The following is a 20,498-nucleotide window of genomic DNA, read 5'->3' as shown; positions in this document are numbered from 1 at the left end:
ATGACTCAGGAACAGATACGGCAACTCGAAAAGGAATTATGGGATGCAGCAGATGCCTTGCGTGCCAATAGTAAACTCACTGCAGCAGAATATAAAGACCCTGTATTGGGATTGGTACTGCTCCGCTTTGCCCAAAACAAATATGAGCAAGCTAGACCAATTGTTGAAAGTAGAATACCCAAGGGGCCGCGCGGAAAGAGAGAGGCCACTAAGGAGGATTACCTCGCTGCTGGTGCTATCATGCTACCGGAGAATGCACAGTATGATTACCTTGCCTCCTTACCAGAAGGCAAGGACATTGCTGCTGCTATAAACAAGGCGATGAAGACGATTGAAGCAGAGTACCCAGACTTACAGGGTAATCTGCCCAAGAACTACCAGGAGTTTGAAAGTGATTTGCTCCGTGACCTGGTTCGAGTATTCAATAAGGATGCCGTAAAAAAGGCAACAGGTGATGTGTTCGGCCGAATCTATGAATACTTCCTCATGAAGTTCTCCATGCAGGGCGCCGGCGCACAGGAAGGTGGTGAATTCTTCACACCATCAAGTTTGGTGCAGTTGATAGTAAACTTTATCGAGCCTGACCATGGCATCATCCATGACCCAGCTTGTGGTTCAGGTGGTATGTTTGTGCAAACCGGTTACTTTGTAAAGAGCCATAGCAACAAGGAGGTAAACGAAGTGATCAAATGTTATGGCACTGAACAAAAAACCAATAACACAAAACTTGCCAAGATCAACTTAGCCATCCATGGCATAGAAGGAAAAATTATTGAGGCAAATAGTTTTTACACTGATCCGCACAATCTTGTAGGTAAGTGTGATTTTGTCATGGCTAATCCGCCTTTTAATGTAAATAAGGTAGATAAGGGCAAAGATTTTGTAAAAACTGATCCGCGATTGCCTTTTGGCTTACCAAAAGCAGATAACGCCAATTACATGTGGATCCAATATTTTTACTCTTACCTGAATAAAACGGGGAGAGCAGGATTTGTCATGGCAAGTTCAGCAGCCGATGCTGGGCACAGTGAAAAATTGATCCGCCAACAATTAGTAGAATCTGGTGCGGTGGATTGCATTGTAAGCGTTGGAAACAACTTCTTCTACACTCGTTCATTGCCTTGCCACGTCTGGTTCTTTGACAAGGGAAAGAAAAAGGAAAATAAGAGCAAAATACTAATGATCGATGCGCGCAACGTGTTTCGCAAAGTAACAACTACCATCAATGATTTTAGTGAAGAGCAGTTGGAGGGTCTAACAGCGATCATAAAGATGCATCGCGGGGAAAAGCCCGATGTAAGTAAAAGTAATTTATGGTTTATCGATCGTTTCCCGGAAAGGAAATACATGGACATAGAGGGCTTCTGTAAGATCGTTACACTGAGTGACGTTAGAGAGAATGACTACAGTCTTACTCCTGGGAGATATGTCGGCATTACAATGACGGCAGATGACGGATTCGATTATAAAACCCGTTTAGCAGAGATCAATAAAGAATTAGAGCAGTTGAACAAAGCCGCAGTAAAGATTTCGAAAACCATTTCTAAAAACATCGAAGAGCTAATATGAAATGGAATGAAATCAGTATTGGTGACTTAGGAGAAGTGATCACTGGTAATACTCCATTAACTACTGACCGGGAGTTCTATGGTGGTGTTTATCCTTTCATTAAGCCTACAGATATGGAAATAGGCATGCGTCATGTTACAAAATGGGAGGAAAATTACTCGGAAAAGGCATTTAAGAAATATAAAAAAGCATACATCCCTCCTGGATCCACGGGTGTCGTAACTATCGGGACCGTCGGAGAAAAGATATTTCAGGCTGATCAATTTTGCTTTACAAACCAATCTGTAAACGTAGTGATTCCAGACCGAACAAAGTATGATCCTGATTTTGTCTATTATTTGCTGAAGCACAACCTCCCCAAAGTTTCAAGTGCAAATCCCGGAACAGCTTCGGGTAGACATCATGTAAGTAAATCAAATTTCTGTTCAATAAAACTGCTTGTCCCTGCTCATAAAGAGGTACAAGAAAAAATTGGCGCAATACTTTCTACCTACGATGATTTGATCGAGAATAACATCAAACGCGTTAAGTTACTGAAGGAGCTAGCTGAACGAACCTATGATGAATGGTTTAATAAGTTTCGTGTTAATGGTAAGCGTTTGAAGTTGGCTGGCGGAACTGACCTACCTCGTGGGTGGTCAAAGATTAGTCTTGGTGAGGCTGCTGAATTTGTATCGAGAGGTATTTCGCCAAAGTATGTTGACGAAGCTGGAATAACAGTCATTAATCAAAAATGCATTAGAGACGGAGCGATTTCACTCTCGCAGTCGAGATTCACGTCTATTCATACAAAATTTGCAAAAGAAAAATACTTGCAACTCTATGATGTTGTTGTGAACTCTACCGGAGCTGGCACGCTTGGAAGAGTGGCATTGGTCACATCTTTGAATAAAGATGTAACTGTTGACACCCATGTTTCAATTGTTCGGGCTGACAAAATGATCATTTCTCCGATTCTCCTAGGATATGCAATAAAATCACAAGAAGCATTAATAACGAGTTTAGGAAAGGGTTCAACAAACCAACTTGAGCTCTCACGAAATGATCTAAAGGATCTGGTTGAGATCATTGTCCCGGACTCAAATACTCAAAAGGAATTTGATTTGATAGTAGAACCTGTTCTGCAATTAATATCCAACCTATCTAATCAAAACATCTATTTAAGGGAAGTACGAGATATCTTGTTGCCAAGATTAATGAACGGAACTATTGATGTAAGTGAAATCACGGGGCAGCCTGAATTGACTGCCGAAAACCAAGCCTGGAACCTGACATGAGCTACGACCTACAAGACTCTTGGGATTTGTCACGCCTCGAAGGTGACTTTGCTTCCATTTCGCAAGAAGAGTGGCAGCAATACTTCGACTTTGCTTCTATGGGTGATAACTGGAAGCGATTCGACAAGGATGCATTGAAAATTGGGCTATACAAAAAACGAAGCACAACGCACAAACAGATGAATTGGGCGATGTCTGTTGTTGAGGCAATTGAAAAAGAAAAAGAAAAGAAAGAGGCTAATCAAGAAATCGAGAAAAAACTGGAAGCAGAACAGTTCAACCAACCTTTGAAGCACTTTACTCTCCGAGTGGCATGGCACGATAACGCATGGGACGGTCATATCTGCAAGAACCCCGAAGCAAATCGCTATTGCTCCGGTTACCACTCACTACTTTCTGAGAGAATCCGCAGAAACAAAGAGGAAAGCATGGCTGATGAGATCAACCATGCGGGGAAATCGATTACCGACATTGATTATCTGCCTCCATGTTATTGGAGCATAAACCTAAACGGCACCAAGTCGACCACAGTAAGTCACATTAACCCAGCGGCCCCAAAAGAACTGGAACCAGTCAAAGAAGAACTTTCGGCTAATGCGATGTTCAGTTGGCCGTTTGCTATCTCATTCAATCGTTCCATAAAGCAACAACAAGCAGAGGGGGCATATCCACCCAATCTCGATAAAGTACGCATTCCGCTTTTCCGTGAGAAGGTTAAGGAGAAAAATAGTATAGCCTTCTTTTATGCGAAGTTCAGTAACCCATTCACAGAAGAAGAGAGGCAGTACTTGGTAGTAGGTGCAGCGTTGATAATGAACAAAGGACAATTGTTGGAATTTGGACCTCTCAGTGCGATTGAAGCGAAACGCAAGAAGCTCGCTAAGAATAAAAACTTCCCGGTTCAAAACTGGGCTTTGCAATTTAAGTTCGATGATGCACTTAAAGTCATGATGCCTTATCACGAATATCTTGGTAAGGCCAACAGCATAAGCGACTCCGCTCTCCGACAAGCTACGCTCGATAAAATTAAGGTTGCAATTTCTGAGCCCGAGTTGGTTCATTGCTTCAAATATGTGGCTATGGATATTGATGACGATGAAGCCATTTATATCCTCAATAAAATGCGTCAGCGATTAGTGGATTGCAAAAATGACGGAGTGATTGATCCTAGTGAGATTGTAAAGAAAATCCAAACAGTAGATGAGCTAAGTAGGCATTGTTGGAAACATCGGGGTTATTTTCCAGGCTTTGTTACGTTGTCAGAGTTATTGCTTGGACGAGAGACTAAGTTTCAAGAGCTCCATGATAGTATTAAAGACTCCGGTATCGAAGAAGTTGATGAAAAGCTGCTAAGCCTGATGGAGAATCCAAAATCCGATCCCGCATTTAAAGCCTTTAAGAACGAGCTTTTCGACTTGAAAGAAACTTTGGAACCACGAGGTATTTCTACAGAACAGCTCATTAAGCTTTCAATGCTCAATCTGTCAAAGCACCAGTTCGAACGTGTGCTTGATGGCAAAATCAAGGATTTTGATGGATACAAGCACCAAGTAGCATATAAAGATAAAACCCCTATAGAAGATATTTGTAACAATCCATACTTGCTTGTGGAGGAGTACCTTCCGGAAGATGGTAGAATAGATGACAACACTGGTGAAGAATTAGATAGCCCGATTGAGTTATTTAAGATAGATATCGCCTACTTTCCGGATACGCGAGTCATGCCGAGGCTTGACTTGCAGCGTGAAACTATTAGCAACGTTTCACATAAGTATCGGCTCCGTTGTTTGATCATCAACTACCTGAAGCAGCTTGAACAGAAAGGAGACTGCTTTGAGGAAGCAACAGAACTTGAGAACGCATTGCGCCAGTACCCTCTATTTTATCAACAGGATGCGGAATTGACATTGAAGACCGACATCTTGAAGCAACCTATCTCCGATAGGGATGCGTTCTTTGAGAGTGATTCGAAGCTTAAGCTCGTTGATGCGAATGATACCCGGTACTATTACTTGAATAGAATTTTCGAGGCCGAAAAGACGGTGGGGGATAAAATTCATGAACTGTTAAATCAACCACCCAATGGCATTCGCTACCGTGATTTAGACGGGTACTTAGAAAAGAGCACTAGCCTTTTAGATAAGAACGCCAATTTCGATAAGGAAGATTTCGCTAGCGATAGACGGAATCTTTATGAGAATGTGTTCAAGAATAGAGTTTACCTACTCGCAGGTGGGCCAGGAAGTGGCAAATCTCACGAGCTACTTAATATTTTGAAAGAACTTAAAGGCCAGGGAGAAAATTATCTACTACTAACGCCTACTGGTAAGGCCGCGCTTCGACTTAAGGCTGATAAAGAATTTCCAGGGATTGAAGCTTCAACTATTGATAAATGGTTGACCGAAGTAAAAAACGGAAAGTTCACAAGAGAGAACATTGCCAAAGTAAATAATCTTGTGGTCGATGAAATGAGTATGGTCGATATTTTGAAATTCCTGGAAGTAATGAATCACTTTCAGTTCAGCAAGCCGAGTTTTAAACGTTTGATCTTGGTTGGCGACCCAAATCAGTTACCAGCTATCGGATATGGAAAGGTCTTAAAAGATATTCTCTATTTTTTAAAGTCTAACATAGACTACCATAAGAACTATATAGAACTTTCTGGCAACTATCGTTCGGAGTTAAGTGGTAATAAGGTCATCGAACTAAGCCAGGCGTTTGAAGAAAAAGGTGAGCCGTCAGAAGGTATTGAACCATTGCTTCAATTCAAATCCGGGGATCGGCAGATATCCGAAGGCTTTAGAATCACTTTCTTCAAAGACGATGCTGAACTCAAGCAGAAAATTGATCAGGAATTTGATTCGTTGTGTAAGAATCGGTTTGATGGAAGTAAGCAAGAACGACTCCATCTATTGCTTGGGTTAACGAAAGAAGGAAAGTTCAAGAAAGACAGTCAACCAAATCTGGAGAACTTTCAAATTCTCTCTCCATACTTATCTGGCCTTTCCGGTACGGACGGTCTCAATGATTATTTCCAAAAAACATTCAAGCATTCTTTGGAATTGAAGTTGGCCAAAGGATATTACAAAGAGGCCGACAAAATCATCCGGGCTAAAAACTATTATCATGATGAAGAGTTGCTTCTTTCCAATGGTTCGATTGGCTTGATTCAAATCAATGACGGTGAGGCTTTATACTTTCAAGAAAGAGATTTCAAAGAGATCAAACTAAAAAGCATACGCAAGGCTGAACAGGAATTTTTTGACCTTGCGTATGCTATTTCAATTCACAAGTCCCAAGGCAGCGGCTTTGATCATTTATTTATCATTATCCCTGATCGTCCAGGGCTCCTATCGAAGGAATTGATCTATACGGCACTTACCCGTTGCAGAAAATCCGTCACTTTGTTTGTTCAAAACCTACCTGATAAACACGGTAGTAAAAACCTTTTGGACCTGGCCCGAACCAGAACATTCACGGACTCCCGGAAGACAACGTTATTATTGAATCAACCTTTTCGGTATTTTAGCTTAGAACCTGAGGTGGGAGTTTTCGTTCAATCGAGGACCGAACTCATGATCTATCATGCGCTGAAGGTTAAAAGGGATAGATTGGGCCGTGATAAGTTTGACTTTTATTATGAGAAGTATCCCACCTTGCCCAATGGGGAGGAGCTTAAAATAAAGTGTGATTTCACGATTCTTTCTAACGGGAAGACGTGGTATTGGGAACATTTGGGAAGGTTAGGAAATCGCGTTTATGAACGTAACTGGAACAAGCTCAAAAGACCGGCTTATGTTTCAAATGGTTTTGAGAGTTCCTTGATTACCTCAGATGAATTAAGAGGTGTGTCTACTGAAAAGATTGATGCAATTGTCGAATCAATATTCAACGGTGATCTATCAACGGAGGATAACAAGAACAAGTATTCTAAACTTCACATCAGTTTAAGATAATGAGCTACGAGTATTCCGAAGACTGTTTAATTGAGACAGCCACAAAAGATGTGCTGGAGGAACTCGGCTGGGGAGTACTCACTGCCTGGACGAATGAGACCTTTGGCGTTGATGGTCTACTTGGTCGAGAAAACAAAGGTGAAGTGATTCTAAGAAGAGATCTTCTTAGAGCACTCGTTTCCTTAAATGCCGATTTGCCTGACACCGCTTATCAACAGGCTATCGAACAAATTGAACAAAAGAGCGCTGATAAAACATTAGGCCGTATAAATAAGGACAAGTACAAGTTATTCAAAGAAGGTGTTGAAGTAAGTTTTACCAATGATCAGGGTGAACTAGAAAAGAAGAAACTTCAAGTTTTTGATTTTGAAAATCCATGCAATAATATTTTTCTAGCTGTAAGACAATTGGAAATTGTCGGAGAGCTTTATAATAGACGGCCGGATGTTATTGGTTTTGTCAACGGAGTGCCGCTGGTTTTTTTCGAACTAAAAGGCCATCACACCGATCTACGCCATGCATACACCGACAACATTACAGATTATAAGGACACGATTCCTCATGTATTCCATAGCAACGCGTTTATTATTCTGAGCAATGGAACTGATGCTAAAGTGGGTACCCTTACAAGTCCATATAAATATTTTCTCGACTGGAAACGCATCACCGAGGAAGAAGAAGGCATTGTAAGCCTTGATACCATGCTGAGGGGCACATGCTCAAAGCATAATCTGATGGACATATTCGAGAATTTCTTGCTATTCGATGACAGTGGTGGAGACGTTGTAAAGATCATGGCTAAAAACCACCAGTTCATTGGTGTAAACAAGGTTATTGACAAGGCGCGAAATATTGATGAGCTGAAAGGAAAGTTGGGAGTTTTTTGGCATACACAAGGGAGCGGTAAATCCTATTCAATGGTTTTCATATGCCAAAAGATTCACAGAAAATTTGGTGGGTCTTATACGTTTCTCGTTGTGGCGGATCGCAGTGAGCTCGAAAGACAATTGTATGATACGTTTACAGGCGTTGGTGCAACAACCAGCAAAGAAGTTGTTGCGAAGAGTCGTGATAATCTTCGTGAGCTATTGAAAGCTAATCATCGATATGTTTTTACGTTGATTCATAAGTTCTCCATTGATCCAAAAGTTGAAAGCGAATACCCCCTTATTACGGATCGCAAGAACATCATCGTAATTTCGGATGAGGCACATAGAACCCAGGCAGGGACCTTTGCGCGTAACATGCGCTTCCAAGGTATTCCGAATGCATCTTACCTGGGTTTCACCGGAACGCCCATTATTAAAGAGGAAGAGGAACTCACTAAAAATATATTCGGTGAGTATGTCTCAGTTTACGATTTCAAGAGGGCCATTGATGATGGCGCTACTTTGCCATTACGCTATTTGAATAGAGGTGAAAAGTTAGGCATTCAAAACCCGCAGCTGGATGAACGCATGGCTGAAATCCTCGAAAATGAAAGTCTTGATAGTGATCAAAAAAGTAAACTCACTTATCTCTTTCAAAAGGACTACGTAATATTAACTGCAGAGCCAAGGTTATATGCTATTGCCAAGGACTTAGTTTGGCATTTCAATGAACGGGGTTATCAGGGGAAGGCAATGTTTGTAGCGCTTGATAAACCAACTGCGGTGCGCATGTATGATTTGATTCTGAAACATTGGCCGGTATACGTTGAAGATTTGAAAAAGCAAATCCAACAATCTACTGACCTACAAGAAGAGCAAGGCTTATTGCGAAAATTAAAACGAGTTGAAGAGACCGAAATTTGTGTAATAGTAAGCTCTGAACAAAACGAGGTTGATAAGTTCAGGAAAATGAATTTGGAGATCGCTCCCCACAGAAAGAAAATGGTTGAGCGTGATCTGGAAAAGGAATTTAAAGACGAAGAAAATCCATTTCGTTTAGCAATAGTATGTGCAATGTGGATCACAGGCTTCGATGCTCCTTGTGTTTCAACGGTTTATCTCGATAAGCCCATTAAGGGGCACACACTCATGCAGACCATCGCACGAGCGAACAGAGTTTATGACGATGAAAAAGAAAATGGATTGATCGTTGACTATGGAAATGTGTACAAACAATTGGAGAAAGCATATTCAGTTTACGGTGAAGGAGGCAAAGGAAGCGTTGGGGGCTCTGGTGGCGGCGAAGAAGCTGGAGAGGTCAAAAGACCAGTTGAATTATTAGAGCAGTTGGCCGAAGAGCTGAAGGAGGCAATTCGACAAACGAAGGGATACTTAGGAGAGCTTGGTTTTAATCTTGGCGATCTCAGTAATGTGGATGCCAAACCCATGGAAAAGATTGCTCACATTAAGAAAGCTGTTGACTGTGTTTGCTTGAATGAAACAACACGAACGAAGTTTGAAATCATGGCAAGGGATGTATTTCGGAAGTACCATGCCCTTTACCCCGAAGAACAAGTGAAACCGTTCATTCGCCAATTCAACGCGATAGAAGCTGTTTATCAGCAATTGAATCAGCAGACCAAATCAGCTGACGTTACTTCAATTATTACTGAACTCCAGCAGATCGTTAACGAAAGCATATTAGTTGATTCGAATAAAGTACACGATCCCGAAGGTGTCTACGTTGATTTAAGCAAGTTTGACTTTCACAAACTCAGGGCGGCTTTTGCCAAAAGTCAAAAGAAGAATACAGTTGTATTTGATTTGCAACGCGCGGTGGAACAAAAATTGGAACAGATGATGAGGGAGAATCCTCTTCGCATTAATTTCTACGAACGATATCAAGAAATCATTCAAGAATATAATCAGGGTAAAAGTTTGGAGGATACGATGCGAGCCTTTGAAAATCTGAGCGACTTCATCAAAGATTTAAACATTGAAGATGCAAGGGCCATTCGTGAGGAATTGGATAAGGAGTCGCTAGCGATTTTTGATCTTTTAAGATCCGGAAAAGAGCTGACACAATCGGAAATAAAAGAGGTTAAGAAAGTATCTGTTGATGTGCTCTTAAAACTCAAAGAAGAGAAATTACAAATCGAGCGCTGGCGTGAAAGCAGGCAAATAACGGCTCAGGTCAAGACCACTATTTTCGATACCCTCCAATGGCTTCCGCAAACTTCCTATACCGATCAAGATGTGAGCGAAAAGGCAATAAACGTATACCAACACATATACACTAACTACCCAGGGGGAAGCGCAAGTGTTTATGTTCATCGTTAGAAGTATTGATAATGACATTAGCATATGGAACTATTATACGTCTGGCTTGAAAGAGCGTCAATAATCGAAAAAGTGCCTCTGACTTTTTCAGGCAAATTCCAATTTAATGTTGCACAAGACGACAGAAATAGAAGGATCGATGTTATCGTTTCTCTGAGAGAGGGATATATTGATAACTTGTATGGACCAAACATATGTGAATTAACAGCTATAGTTGGCGCAAATGGGGCAGGAAAAACTACTTTGCTTGAAACTCTGATAAGAATTCTCGGGAACAATCTATTTGTAGGCGAAAAATTTATTGCATGCTTTTACGATAGATCAAAAAATATCATTCACACGGTCCATGATTTTTTTGAAATCGGCAAAGGAAAACTGTTGAAGGAGTGGGACGTTAGGGTCGACAAAAATACAGATTCGTTTGAGATTGCTAATCCTGTCAAAGTAAACGTCAGTTTTGATAGAAACAATTATGTCAACAATTATTCTATCCCGTTCCTCAAAAACATTAGACTAATTTACTATTCTCCTGCATTTGACTTGAGGGATTATCCTGATGGTATAAAAAACGCCAAGCAATATATTGACGTATCAACGAATTACCTTGTCTTTCAGGACTCTGTTGATAAAAATGATACTGAGGATTTAGATCAGATAGAACGACACCGCTTAAAAAATACGAAACGCCAATTCGAACTCACTCAAGATAAGCGGTTCGATTTAAGTGACCTCCAACTTCCAACGATAATCCAAGTCAGATACAATAAATCACGGCCATTTGAACGGGAGTTGTCGATCTCAAATAGATCATTATACAAAGCACTAAATGATTCGGGCACTAAAGCTTTCGGAAAGGTTAACTCGAATATTCGTGCCGCTTCAAAAAAAGGCAGAGATACAGAGAAATCAGCAGTTCTTGAAAAGATTAAGCTTTGGTTTGTAATCAACCTAATCGCGAATTATTTTTCTAATTTGGCAATTGTCGGTGATCAATCATACGAATTAGAGTATGACTATAGTGGAATTGAAAAGAAAGACTACATAACTGCTGCAAGACAATTCCTTGCTGAGCAAGAATGGATAGACAAATCTCAATTCGAGTTTAATTCGTTTATAGAATTCGTATTCAATAAGATTGATAGTGGTATTAATAGAAGAGAATCGATTAGCGAAGACACATCGTTTTTTTACATTGATGTAAGCGAAGCTTTGGAGGTCTATCAATGGGATCTTAAACTAGTAACTGCTTACAACAAAAGCATTCAAAGGACAGATAGAAGAGGATATAGTTTTCTTGATCTCAATTGGAGGGATATGAGTACAGGCGAAAAAGCATATCTCGATATTTTCTCCAGAATTTTTTATGCTTACCGACAAGCAGTTTCGTCAATTTCGGAGTATTATTTTGATGAAGACAATGCAGAGTCGTTCTTTTATGGCGAAACCAATATCAATTGCTTCTACCTTCTATTAGATGAACCTGAGCTTGGATTTCACCCCAAATGGCAAAGAAGGTTTATAGCTAGAATAACAAACTACTTAAACCTTTTAACTGAAAGCAAAATTCAACTTATCCTTACTTCACATTCGCCATTTGTCGTATCCGATATCCCACGCGAGCGGATTATTTTTGTAACGCGTGAAAAAAATAAAACCCTAAATATCGGAAGTTTAGAGAGCCATGAGCAAACTTTTGCTGCTAATATCCACGACTTATTTGCAGATGCGTTTTTTATGGGTGAGGGCTTGGTTGGCGATTTCGCACTTACTTTTATCAATACGATATTGGCCGATATCGAAGAAGCCCAACACTCCGGGATCACGTCTGACCGCAGCGTCCTCCTTCTAAATCGGATTAAACTTATAGGAGAACCATTAATTCAAAGTCGCCTTGAGGATTTGTTTGATGATTTGACTATCACTGACAACACGAACCAGCCGGACGACATCGATCAGCAAATCGCTGATGCGGAAAAAAAACTTGAAGATCTTCGAAAAAAGAAAAATCCCAATAAGAATGTATAGAATCCTAATCCCGCATAAGACCCATGGGTATGCAAATGCAGCGGAGTTCGTAGATGAATACAAAAGAAGAGTAAAAGGAGATGTAGTGGATGGATTAAATAGGTATCACCCGACAAACGCTAAGAGAAGATCAATTCTGACAACTTTAATTACCAATATTGACGAGCTTTTAACAGGACATCCCGTTGTCTTAGAGAAGTGGATTACCAAATTCCAAAAAAATGGCACATTGAAATACATTCAGGCAAATCCAGATTTCAGACAGCGACTTGAAAAAATATTTAACTACAAAGGATTCAGACAAAGTAAATTGAAAGGAGGTTGGCTTGGCCGAATAATGCCTGTAAAGGCATGCCTATACTGTAATAGTCAATTTACACTTAACCTTAAAAAGGCTGGTAGACCTGCTTACACATTTGATCATTTTTTTGCGAAGAAAGACTATCCATTCTTTAGCGTGTCTTTATACAACTTAATTCCTGCTTGCGGCCATTGTAATCAATCAAAGTCAAAGAAAGATTTTCCGCTTGCTGAATTGATAAATCCACATATAGATAGCTACGACAGTTTCGGAATTTTCGAAACAGACAAAAAGTCAATTATCAAATTCGTTACCAGTAAATATTCTGATCCAAATCATATTCAGCTCCGCTTAAAACTTAAGGGGAAAAAGGATGTGCTGAAAAGTCAAAAATTTGAAAATCAATTGAAAAGTTTTCATTTAGAGGACATCTACGAAAATCACAAGGAAATTGTTGGTGATATTTACATAAGGGCAAAAATATACACGACCAAATTCAAGGCGTACTTAAAATCTCTTGGAGCAAACAACCCGGCAAATTTTTTGGATGAAGAACACATCAATAGGGTACTTGCTGGGAACTATTTACTTAGCAGAGATATCAATAAAAGACCTTTAGCTAAACTCTATAAGGATATTTCAAAAGAAGCAGGACTTATAAAATGAGATGAAGTAATTTAGGCAAATGCAAAGAACGTTTTTTTGGCCTACAACCCCATTTTTTTCCCTTATATTCCTTCGCCTTTTCAACATTGGATGGATCGACTCGTCTGAAAGTTTCTCCGCTTTCATCACATTGAAGAATTCTTTTGCAATGTCATATATCCAATGCGGCAATAATGATCCCTGAAATTTAAGTTGCGGTAAATTCAGAATTCACCCGCTATTAGGCTTTCGTTAGAAAAGCCTAAAATCTTTTGTACCGTAAGGATCGTTTTCTGTCAAAATCGATTAGAAGGAGTGCTGGTATTTTTGTACTAGTAAAATAGCCAGAAAAAACTACTCGGGTAACACGTTTTTGGCACTCTCGATCTGCCGGTTACCTCAACTATACATGCACGAATTTCCACGCACTTGTGCTAGACTAATTTCAATTCGTACGGCTTGTTAAACGCCTCCTGAGAAACTTTGAAGTAACCTGACAGACTTCGGATAATTTCTTTCGAGAGGCCTTTTTTATAATTGAGGATATCTGAAACGAGACCCTTACTCACACCAAGAATTTCTACCAAATCCTTTGCTTTTAAATCCTTTTCCTCCATTAGCGAACGAAGAAGCGTTATTGGATCAACATCATCGAACGAATTATTTTCTCCGTCCCATCTTTCAATCAATAATGTGAGCAACTCAATCTCATCTTTCATCGCTTTGCTCTTAAAATCCGCAGCGACGAGCTCTTCCAAGATCTTTATATATTCCTTGTACTGCCCTTTCGATTTGATCACTTTATACTTCAGCGCTACCATACTCAGTAATTCGTTATCGTGTATTGTTCATTGTTATCGCATAGCGCATCATATTCAGTATGGGTGCCGATCCAACAAATGAATAAGTGAACCTGTTTTTCACCGAATGCATATTTGCAGATCATCCGGTAGTTATTTCCTCCGACATCAAACACTACCCGCTTGCTACCGCCGCCTATCAGGTCGGCAGACCCAAATGTTTGCTTGATATCGGAAGGCGCATTCCAATCAGCATATTTCACGGCCGTGAGCCAAATAGCAAACGAAGGCTTGCTCCGTGCATTTGCCTCGACAAAGCTCTCAATGGTTTCTTTTCTAATCAAATGAACCTTCATCCAAATATACGATTTAGTCTAATAGAAAGTTCACAAAAAGTGAACTTTCTAAAATGCGAGATTATTGCTGCTTATGACAAAGATTTGAAGGGAACTACGACTTAGACTTCATATCGCCCAAGACCATTACCATTTAGTAGAGGCCCTGAAGCCTTGCCATTCTCCTCATGCTTTCTATAGTATTTATGCGCCTTCGAAATGTGTCCCTCCATAGATCGCTTATTTGGAAACGGCCCCGCCTCACATTCCGGGCACCAATATTCAACCACCTTCTCCGCCTTTAGCCGGTTATAGAACAACTCACTCAACTGCCACACCGACAAAGAATGCGTAAGGCAAACCAGGAAACTTATTCCTGCCAACTTCTTATTAACCATCGTCGGCTCCTGGATGGCTACAAACCAATAGTCGTAGTAGAAGGCATTCAGAAAGAAGCTCACAACCGCGTAGAACTTGCCAGTGTTCCGGTAGCCGTTGATGATAAACACCAGGATAATGAACTCAATCACAGCCGCCAGGGCTATGCCATACACCCAGTTGAGCACTGAAAAGCCGAAAAAGCTCATATCAAGGTGCTCCAACTGCTTAAAAAGGTGGCCGGCGTGAGGTACGTAAAGAATAATGAGTATCAGCGCGCCGTGGAAAACCACTTCCTTACTTTCGAGATAGATTACAATTCTGTTCATATTAAATACTGTTAAGAACTGATGATTACTGTTAATTACTGTTCAGATGGGGTGATTACCCGTGAAGCAAGCTTGTTCCGGAGCTTCGCCATATCTTCACTCACCTTTAAATCGAGAATCTTCGCATAATGCTGTGTGGTCTTCAGATTCCTATGCCCAAGCATTTTACTGACTGTTTCGATAGGAACGCCGTTGGTCAGCGTTACGGTAGTAGCGAACGTATGCCGGGCCGTATGGAAAGTCATCTTCTTAGTGATGCCACACGCATCAGCGATCTCCTTTAGGTAAGAATTCATTTTCTGGTTGCTGAGCACCGGCAGCAGCCTTCCTTTGTTCAGACACTCCGGATTGTTCTGATACCAATCAAGGATCTCCTGTGCATGAGGAAGTAAAGGCACTCTTGTAGCCGAGTCCGTCTTTTGGCGATTTGTCCAGATCCATTTTTCGCCGTCGACGCCAGTCGTTATGTGTTCTTTGGTCAGCTTCAGCACATCGGCATAAGCCAGGCCGGTATAGCAGCAGAACAGGAAAATATCTCTGACGTGGTTCAGGCGCTGCCCAACGAATGTTTTATTCATGATCTTGTGCAACTCTTCCTCTACCAGGAAAGGCCTTTCCACTTCACGCTTCGACATTTTAAAGCCAACGAACGGATCGCGGGTAAGCCATCCGTTCTTCACGCAGATGTGCACGATCTTTTTGAAGTTCGATAAATACTTTATGGCCGTGTTGTGATCGCACTTGCGCTCTGACTTGAGCCAGAATTCGTAGTTGGAAATAAACTCATAGTTCAGCTGCTTGATGTCGATGTCATCGATCTTGTATTTCCAGCGCATGAACTCCTGGGTGTGCCGGAAAGAAGTTTCATAACGCTCAAGGGTAAGGGGTGAGAACTCCTGACCTACCAACGCCTTCATTTGCTCATTGTGTTCTGTGAACACGTCCATCAGCATCTTGGGCTTCTCAGCTGAGATGCCATACCACTTTGCTTTCAGATTGTCGATGGTGACCTCCTTGCCTTCGTTCATGAGTTCGCGCTGGTAGTCGAATGCCTTGAGCTGGAAGCCTTCGAGTATGCGGTTTATTCTGCGCGCTTCTTCGGTGCTGGTTTTGAGTTTACCTTTTTCAACCGACCACTCCTCCGGTTTCACATACATCTTGGTGATGATGTTGATCCTTTGCTGCCCGATGTTTACCCTCATGGATACGGGCGCCAATCCATTCTTTGTCAGTCTGCCCGTGCGGGCGAAGAACTTCACTGAAATCGTCTGTCTCATAATCCTATTTGTTTAAATGGTTAAGTTTCCCATCTAAAGCCTTAAAATCAAGATGTCCATTTAGTGAACTAGTTGATTTACTGCGTTTTACACTGGTTTCTGGTGCCAGAATTACGCTCGGCTCGCTTGGCACCACAATGGCACCAAGGGATCATGATATTTTGCTCGATTTTGGTGGGCCTAAAAACAAAAAAACCTCGAAATCAGCGGGATTTCGAGGTTTTGATTTTGTTTGATTACTACTCAGCAGAGGAGGAGGGATTCGAACCCCCGGACGCTTTCACGTCTCCGGTTTTCAAGACCGGTGCAATAAACCACTCTACCACTCCTCTGTTTATCCGCCCTGCATCCGCCAGTAGCGGGGAAGGCCGGTGTGTTGGGTCTATGCTTATTTTGGGACTGCAAATGTATAGGTTTCCGGAAATTCAGCAAAGCCTGGCCCAACAAAAATGGCCCTTATTTACCGGTTTCTTCAGCATAATCAAGAAATACCTTCTTGATCTCCTTGTCATCTACACGGCTGGCGTTCTTGGAATAAGCATCCAGCTCCAGCAGCACAATGCGCTGATCGTTAAGCACAGCCCGCAGCTTTTCGATGTCCTTGTCAAATTCTGAGTTGCGCCGGGCCAGCTTCAGGGCATATTTGCGGGCAAACTCGTCTCCAGCCGCCTGCGCCCGGTTACGGATGTCGATGGTGTTCTTGATCTTGTCCATGATAGCCTCCTTTGAACGGCCGATCACTTCCGTGGCTTCAAGCGTGCCCAACGTGAGCACTGTGGTACCACCCACACCTGACACGATCTTGGACTGATCAGGGTTATCAACCACCATGGGCGTAAGACCTGTAACGGCACCCAACGAGGCATTGACAATCGAGCGGTTCTTCTTGCCCTTCCTGGCCTGCTTATAATCCTGGTTCAGCTTCTTCTGGTTGGCATCCAACTGCTGGATCAGCATCAGCGCCTCCACCAGGTTGCTGCGGTATTTCTGGAAAAGATGATTGTCTTTCTTGATGAGGTTCTCGGCATCGTTGACCCTGATACGGATCTTGCGCTGCGTACGGTTGTTGGATTTATCCAGCACAAAGAACGTCAGCTCCGTTGTAAGCGAGCCCTGCACATCGTCAACAAAATCGTAACCCGGACTCCACGTGAACTCGTATTGGAGCGCGGTGTTTCCCTTCAAGGCATAGATGGGCACACGCTTATCGTTGGAGACGAAGCCAGCATTGTTCACATTGTCATCGCCATTGGGATCGGAGATGTAGATCTTCAGGTTCAGGGTCTCGTCTTCCTTGATGGTGAACAACGAATCGCCGGGCACGATCATGATCTCTGACGGAAGGTCTTGCTGCGTCTGCGCGATCTTGATCCTTCCTTTGGTCTCGGCTTTATCGGGCTGGTCCTGAACAATGAACTCAATGAACACCGGGCTGCTCTTCAACGAAGCAAACTGGCCGCGTGATGGGTTCCATGAAAGTTGCCCCTGCTGTGAAAGGTTCGATCCCTCAGGCATCTGCGACTGAATAGACTTGAACACAAGCGGATCGCCATCCAGGTCATACACATAATCGGCGGATATCTGGTACGTATTGCTCGTGGATTGTTTCACATAAAAGACCGGAAGATCTTCTACTACGGGAGGCCTGTTCACATGGTTCACGGTGAAGGTGATGGACTGCCTTACGCGTTTGTTGTCGGGCCAGTCGGCCTGGAAGATGACGCTGACCTCTTTGGTCTTCGACACACGGTCTGCCAGATCAAAAGATGGTTTCCAGCGGAAGTTTCCAAGTGAATCGAACTGGATGCCGGTGTTCTCAGTGCCTTCGATGGAGAACCTTGCCGGGTCGGCGCTGGTGGTTCTGACCTTAAATGTCAGTTCCTGGTTCTCTTTCAAAATATTCCAGCCTGCAGAGTCGGGGAAGACCAGGTTATGGCCATTCTGACCGAAAGATTTGCAAGCCAACAGACAAAAAATTCCGATCAAAAGAGGTTGCTTCACAGTATAAGGTCGATGTTATTTTAAAATCCCCGTAAATTTAGCAAGATCATCAGTTCAAGCTCATGCCACGTACCAAAAAGAAAGAATCTGCACCGAATTTCTTTGAAGATGTATATGCCGTTGCCCGGTTGATCCCGAAAGGCCGCGTTACAAGCTATGGCGCCATTGCCCACTATCTCGGTGCTAAATCGAGTGCACGTATGGTAGGCTGGGCCATGTTTGGTTGTCCGAAAGATGTACCGGCCCACAGGGTGGTGAACAGCGCTGGACTTCTCACAGGCAAACATCACTTCAAACCGCCGAGCAAGATGCAGAAGCTGTTGGAGAAAGAAGGTGTGAAGGTTGCGAAAGATAAGGTGAAAAACTTCAGCGAGATATTCTGGAATCCATCGAAAGAATTGATGTAAATCCTACACTCAAATTGAGAACCCGGCATCCCAAAACTGGATGGTTTAATGGTATACAGTGTGCCCTACTGCATAAAAAACACTATTTAATTACATCGGCATAATGTTCGCGTGACTCTGGCTGTTCAATAGCCATGAAAACCTTCAGAAAAATCTTACTGATCGGCGTAGCGGTTCTGATGCTAACTCAGCCCCTGTCCGCAGCCGCAAGACGTGATGGCGTGATACCGGTTCCGGCAAAGTACAAAAACCTTTTTGTATACAAGGCGGATCGCAAATTCATCGGGGCAAAGGTGGAGATCCTTTACTCCGGCGATGTTGTAACAACACAAACCCTCTTCAAAAGAAAAATGATCATTGACTTCTGCGAGATGAAACGCGGCTTGTATACGATCCGCATCTCAAAGGGAGCACGCACCCAGGAATACCAGTACCATAAGAGTTAATACAGTCCGGAGAATTGTATAAAATATGGATGAGGGGTTGGTTTTAGTCTGGTAAGGCTGTCGGTAACGACAGCCTTTTCCATTTTACAGGGCCTGCACCCGCTCTCCCTTCTTCGAGATCAGCAACAGTCCAATAAAGGTGAGCAGTCCGTTCACCAACAGGATCTCGAGGCTAAACCTGTAATCGAAATTCTTTTCGATGACGATCTTGGTAGCATACGTCAGTACCGGCGACAGCACGCATACTATCGGCACCAGCCTGTCTTTCACCTGGTACTTGGTGAACAACCCGAACGTGAAAAGGCCCAGCAACGGTCCGTATGTATAGCCAGCAATGCTCAGCACCGCATCGATCACACTGCGCTCGTTGATCTTTCGGAAGATCACAATAATGATGAGGAACACGAATGAGAAGCCGAGGTGCACCCAGAACTTCTGCAACTGTTTGGTCTTCTCACTTTTGTTTTTGAAATCCAGGAAGTCGATACAAAATGATGTGGTCAATCCGGCCAGGGCGGCATCTGCGCTGGCATACGATGACGCCGTGATGCCCAGCAGGAAGAAGACGCCCACCAGGAGGCTGAACTTATTCAATGCCAGCAAAGGGAACAGCTCATCGGTAGCAGTGGGCACCGGAATGTTGTTCTGCTCACTATACATATACAGCAGCGCACCCAGCGTGAGGAAGAGCAGGTTGATCACCACCAGGATGATGCTGAACCAGAACATGTTTTTCTGCGCATCGCCCAACGTTTTACAGGTGAGATTCTTTTGCATGATCTCCTGGTCCATACCGGTCATGGTAATGGTGATGAAAGCACCGCCCAGGAACTGCTTGAAAAAGAACATAGGTGAGCTGGGGTCATCGAAATAAAAGATCCTCGAATAAGGACCATTCTTCACGGCTTCAACCATGCCTGAAAATGAGAGGCCGAGGCTGTCAGAGACCTGCCACACGGTGATGCAGACGGCTGACACCAGAAACAGGGTCTGGAAAGCGTCAGTATACACAATGGTTTTTACGCCGCCGCGGAAAGTGTAAACCCAAATGAGCACCAGGGTGATAGCGACCGTTACAAAAAACGGAACATTCCAGGCATCGAACAGAAACAGCTGGAGCACTGTGGCCGCCAGGTAGAGACGCAATGCTGAACCGAGTGTTCTGGAAATAAGGAAGAAGGAGGCGCCGGTCTTGTGCGACCAGAAGCTGAAACGTTTCTCGAGGTATGTATATATGGAGACCAGGTTCAAGCGGTAGTATAGCGGCATGAGCACGCCGATGATCACCCAATACCCCACCAGGTAGCCCAGCACCACCTGAAAATAGCCGAAGCCGATATTACCGACGTTTCCTGGCACTGAAATAAAGGTTACACCGGAGAGGGATGAACCGATCATACCGAAAGCAACGAGGTACCAGGGCGACTGACGGTTAGCGGTAAAAAACGTAGTTGAATCAGCGCCTTTGGAGGTTATGACGGAGATCAGGATGAGGGCAAGGAAATAGATAACGATAATGGTCAGTACCAGGGTAGGTGTCATG

The 20,498-nt window shown here is 42.8% G+C and carries 14 protein-coding genes and 1 tRNA gene; 8 read left to right on the top strand and 7 right to left on the bottom strand.

Annotated elements, in window-relative coordinates; translation table 11 throughout:
• Genes KK083_RS22220 through KK083_RS22195 form a run of 6 tightly spaced genes read left to right on the top strand, consistent with a single transcriptional unit; the run spans position 1 to position 13,003 of the window.
• Positions 1-1,569, top strand: a complete 1,569-nt coding sequence (locus tag KK083_RS22220; protein WP_254167709.1) for a type I restriction-modification system subunit M — start codon at positions 1-3, stop codon at positions 1,567-1,569.
• Positions 1,566-2,846, top strand: coding sequence for a restriction endonuclease subunit S (locus KK083_RS22215; protein ID WP_254167708.1), 1,281 nt, complete (start codon positions 1,566-1,568; stop codon positions 2,844-2,846). The genes KK083_RS22220 and KK083_RS22215 overlap by 4 nt, the downstream gene beginning before the upstream one ends.
• Positions 2,843-6,802: an ATP-dependent DNA helicase gene (locus KK083_RS22210; RefSeq protein WP_254167707.1), complete on the top strand. Its 3,960-nt coding sequence runs from the start codon at positions 2,843-2,845 to the stop codon at positions 6,800-6,802. The genes KK083_RS22215 and KK083_RS22210 overlap by 4 nt, the downstream gene beginning before the upstream one ends.
• Positions 6,802-10,011: a type I restriction endonuclease subunit R gene (locus KK083_RS22205; protein WP_254167706.1), complete on the top strand. Its 3,210-nt coding sequence runs from the start codon at positions 6,802-6,804 to the stop codon at positions 10,009-10,011. The genes KK083_RS22210 and KK083_RS22205 overlap by 1 nt, the downstream gene beginning before the upstream one ends.
• Before the next feature lie 24 nt (positions 10,012-10,035).
• On the top strand, positions 10,036-12,036 hold the full coding sequence (locus KK083_RS22200) for an AAA family ATPase (protein ID WP_254167705.1): 2,001 nt from the start codon (positions 10,036-10,038) through the stop codon (positions 12,034-12,036).
• Positions 11,993-13,003 carry a hypothetical protein gene (locus KK083_RS22195; RefSeq protein ID WP_254167702.1) on the top strand — a complete coding sequence of 337 codons (1,011 nt, stop codon included), beginning with the start codon at positions 11,993-11,995 and terminating at the stop codon, positions 13,001-13,003. The genes KK083_RS22200 and KK083_RS22195 overlap by 44 nt, the downstream gene beginning before the upstream one ends.
• 413 nt (positions 13,004-13,416) lie before the next feature.
• Here the strand turns inward: KK083_RS22195 and KK083_RS22190 are convergent, their stop codons facing one another.
• The 6 genes from KK083_RS22190 to KK083_RS22165 form a co-directional block, all read right to left on the bottom strand.
• Complete coding sequence (locus KK083_RS22190) at positions 13,417-13,803, bottom strand: helix-turn-helix domain-containing protein (protein ID WP_254167700.1); 387 nt, start codon at positions 13,801-13,803, stop codon at positions 13,417-13,419.
• Positions 13,804-13,805: 2 nt separating this feature from the next.
• Entirely contained in the window at positions 13,806-14,138 is a 333-nt protein-coding gene (locus KK083_RS22185) for a type II toxin-antitoxin system HigB family toxin (protein WP_254167698.1), read from the bottom strand.
• Between the two features lie 101 nt (positions 14,139-14,239).
• Complete coding sequence (locus KK083_RS22180) at positions 14,240-14,824, bottom strand: hypothetical protein (protein ID WP_254167696.1); 585 nt, start codon at positions 14,822-14,824, stop codon at positions 14,240-14,242.
• Between the two features lie 35 nt (positions 14,825-14,859).
• Entirely contained in the window at positions 14,860-16,101 is a 1,242-nt protein-coding gene (locus KK083_RS22175; RefSeq protein ID WP_254167694.1) for a site-specific integrase, read from the bottom strand.
• A gap of 247 nt (positions 16,102-16,348) precedes the next feature.
• Positions 16,349-16,433: transfer RNA gene (locus tag KK083_RS22170), tRNA-Ser, on the bottom strand.
• A gap of 124 nt (positions 16,434-16,557) precedes the next feature.
• The gene (locus tag KK083_RS22165; RefSeq protein ID WP_254167692.1) at positions 16,558-18,066 is read right to left on the bottom strand and encodes an Ig-like domain-containing protein; all 1,509 of its coding nucleotides are present in this window, start codon (positions 18,064-18,066) and stop codon (positions 16,558-16,560) included.
• Positions 18,067-18,164: 98 nt separating this feature from the next.
• Here KK083_RS22165 and KK083_RS22160 point away from each other — a divergent pair, with 98 nt between their 5' ends.
• Positions 18,165-18,509, top strand: a complete 345-nt coding sequence (locus tag KK083_RS22160) for an MGMT family protein (RefSeq protein WP_254167690.1) — start codon at positions 18,165-18,167, stop codon at positions 18,507-18,509.
• A 134-nt stretch (positions 18,510-18,643) separates the two neighbouring features.
• Positions 18,644-18,955, top strand: coding sequence for a hypothetical protein (locus KK083_RS22155; protein WP_254167688.1), 312 nt, complete (start codon positions 18,644-18,646; stop codon positions 18,953-18,955).
• A gap of 84 nt (positions 18,956-19,039) precedes the next feature.
• Here KK083_RS22155 and KK083_RS22150 read toward each other — a convergent pair whose 3' ends face one another.
• Positions 19,040-20,497, bottom strand: a complete 1,458-nt coding sequence (locus KK083_RS22150) for a sodium:solute symporter (RefSeq protein ID WP_254167686.1) — start codon at positions 20,495-20,497, stop codon at positions 19,040-19,042.
• Position 20,498: the final 1 nt, after the last annotated feature.

The sequence above is a fragment of the Chryseosolibacter histidinae genome (assembly GCF_018598225.1).
Classification (GTDB): Bacteria; Bacteroidota; Bacteroidia; order Cytophagales; family Cyclobacteriaceae; genus Chryseosolibacter; species Chryseosolibacter histidini.
This window is presented reverse-complemented; position numbering and strand designations above follow the sequence as displayed.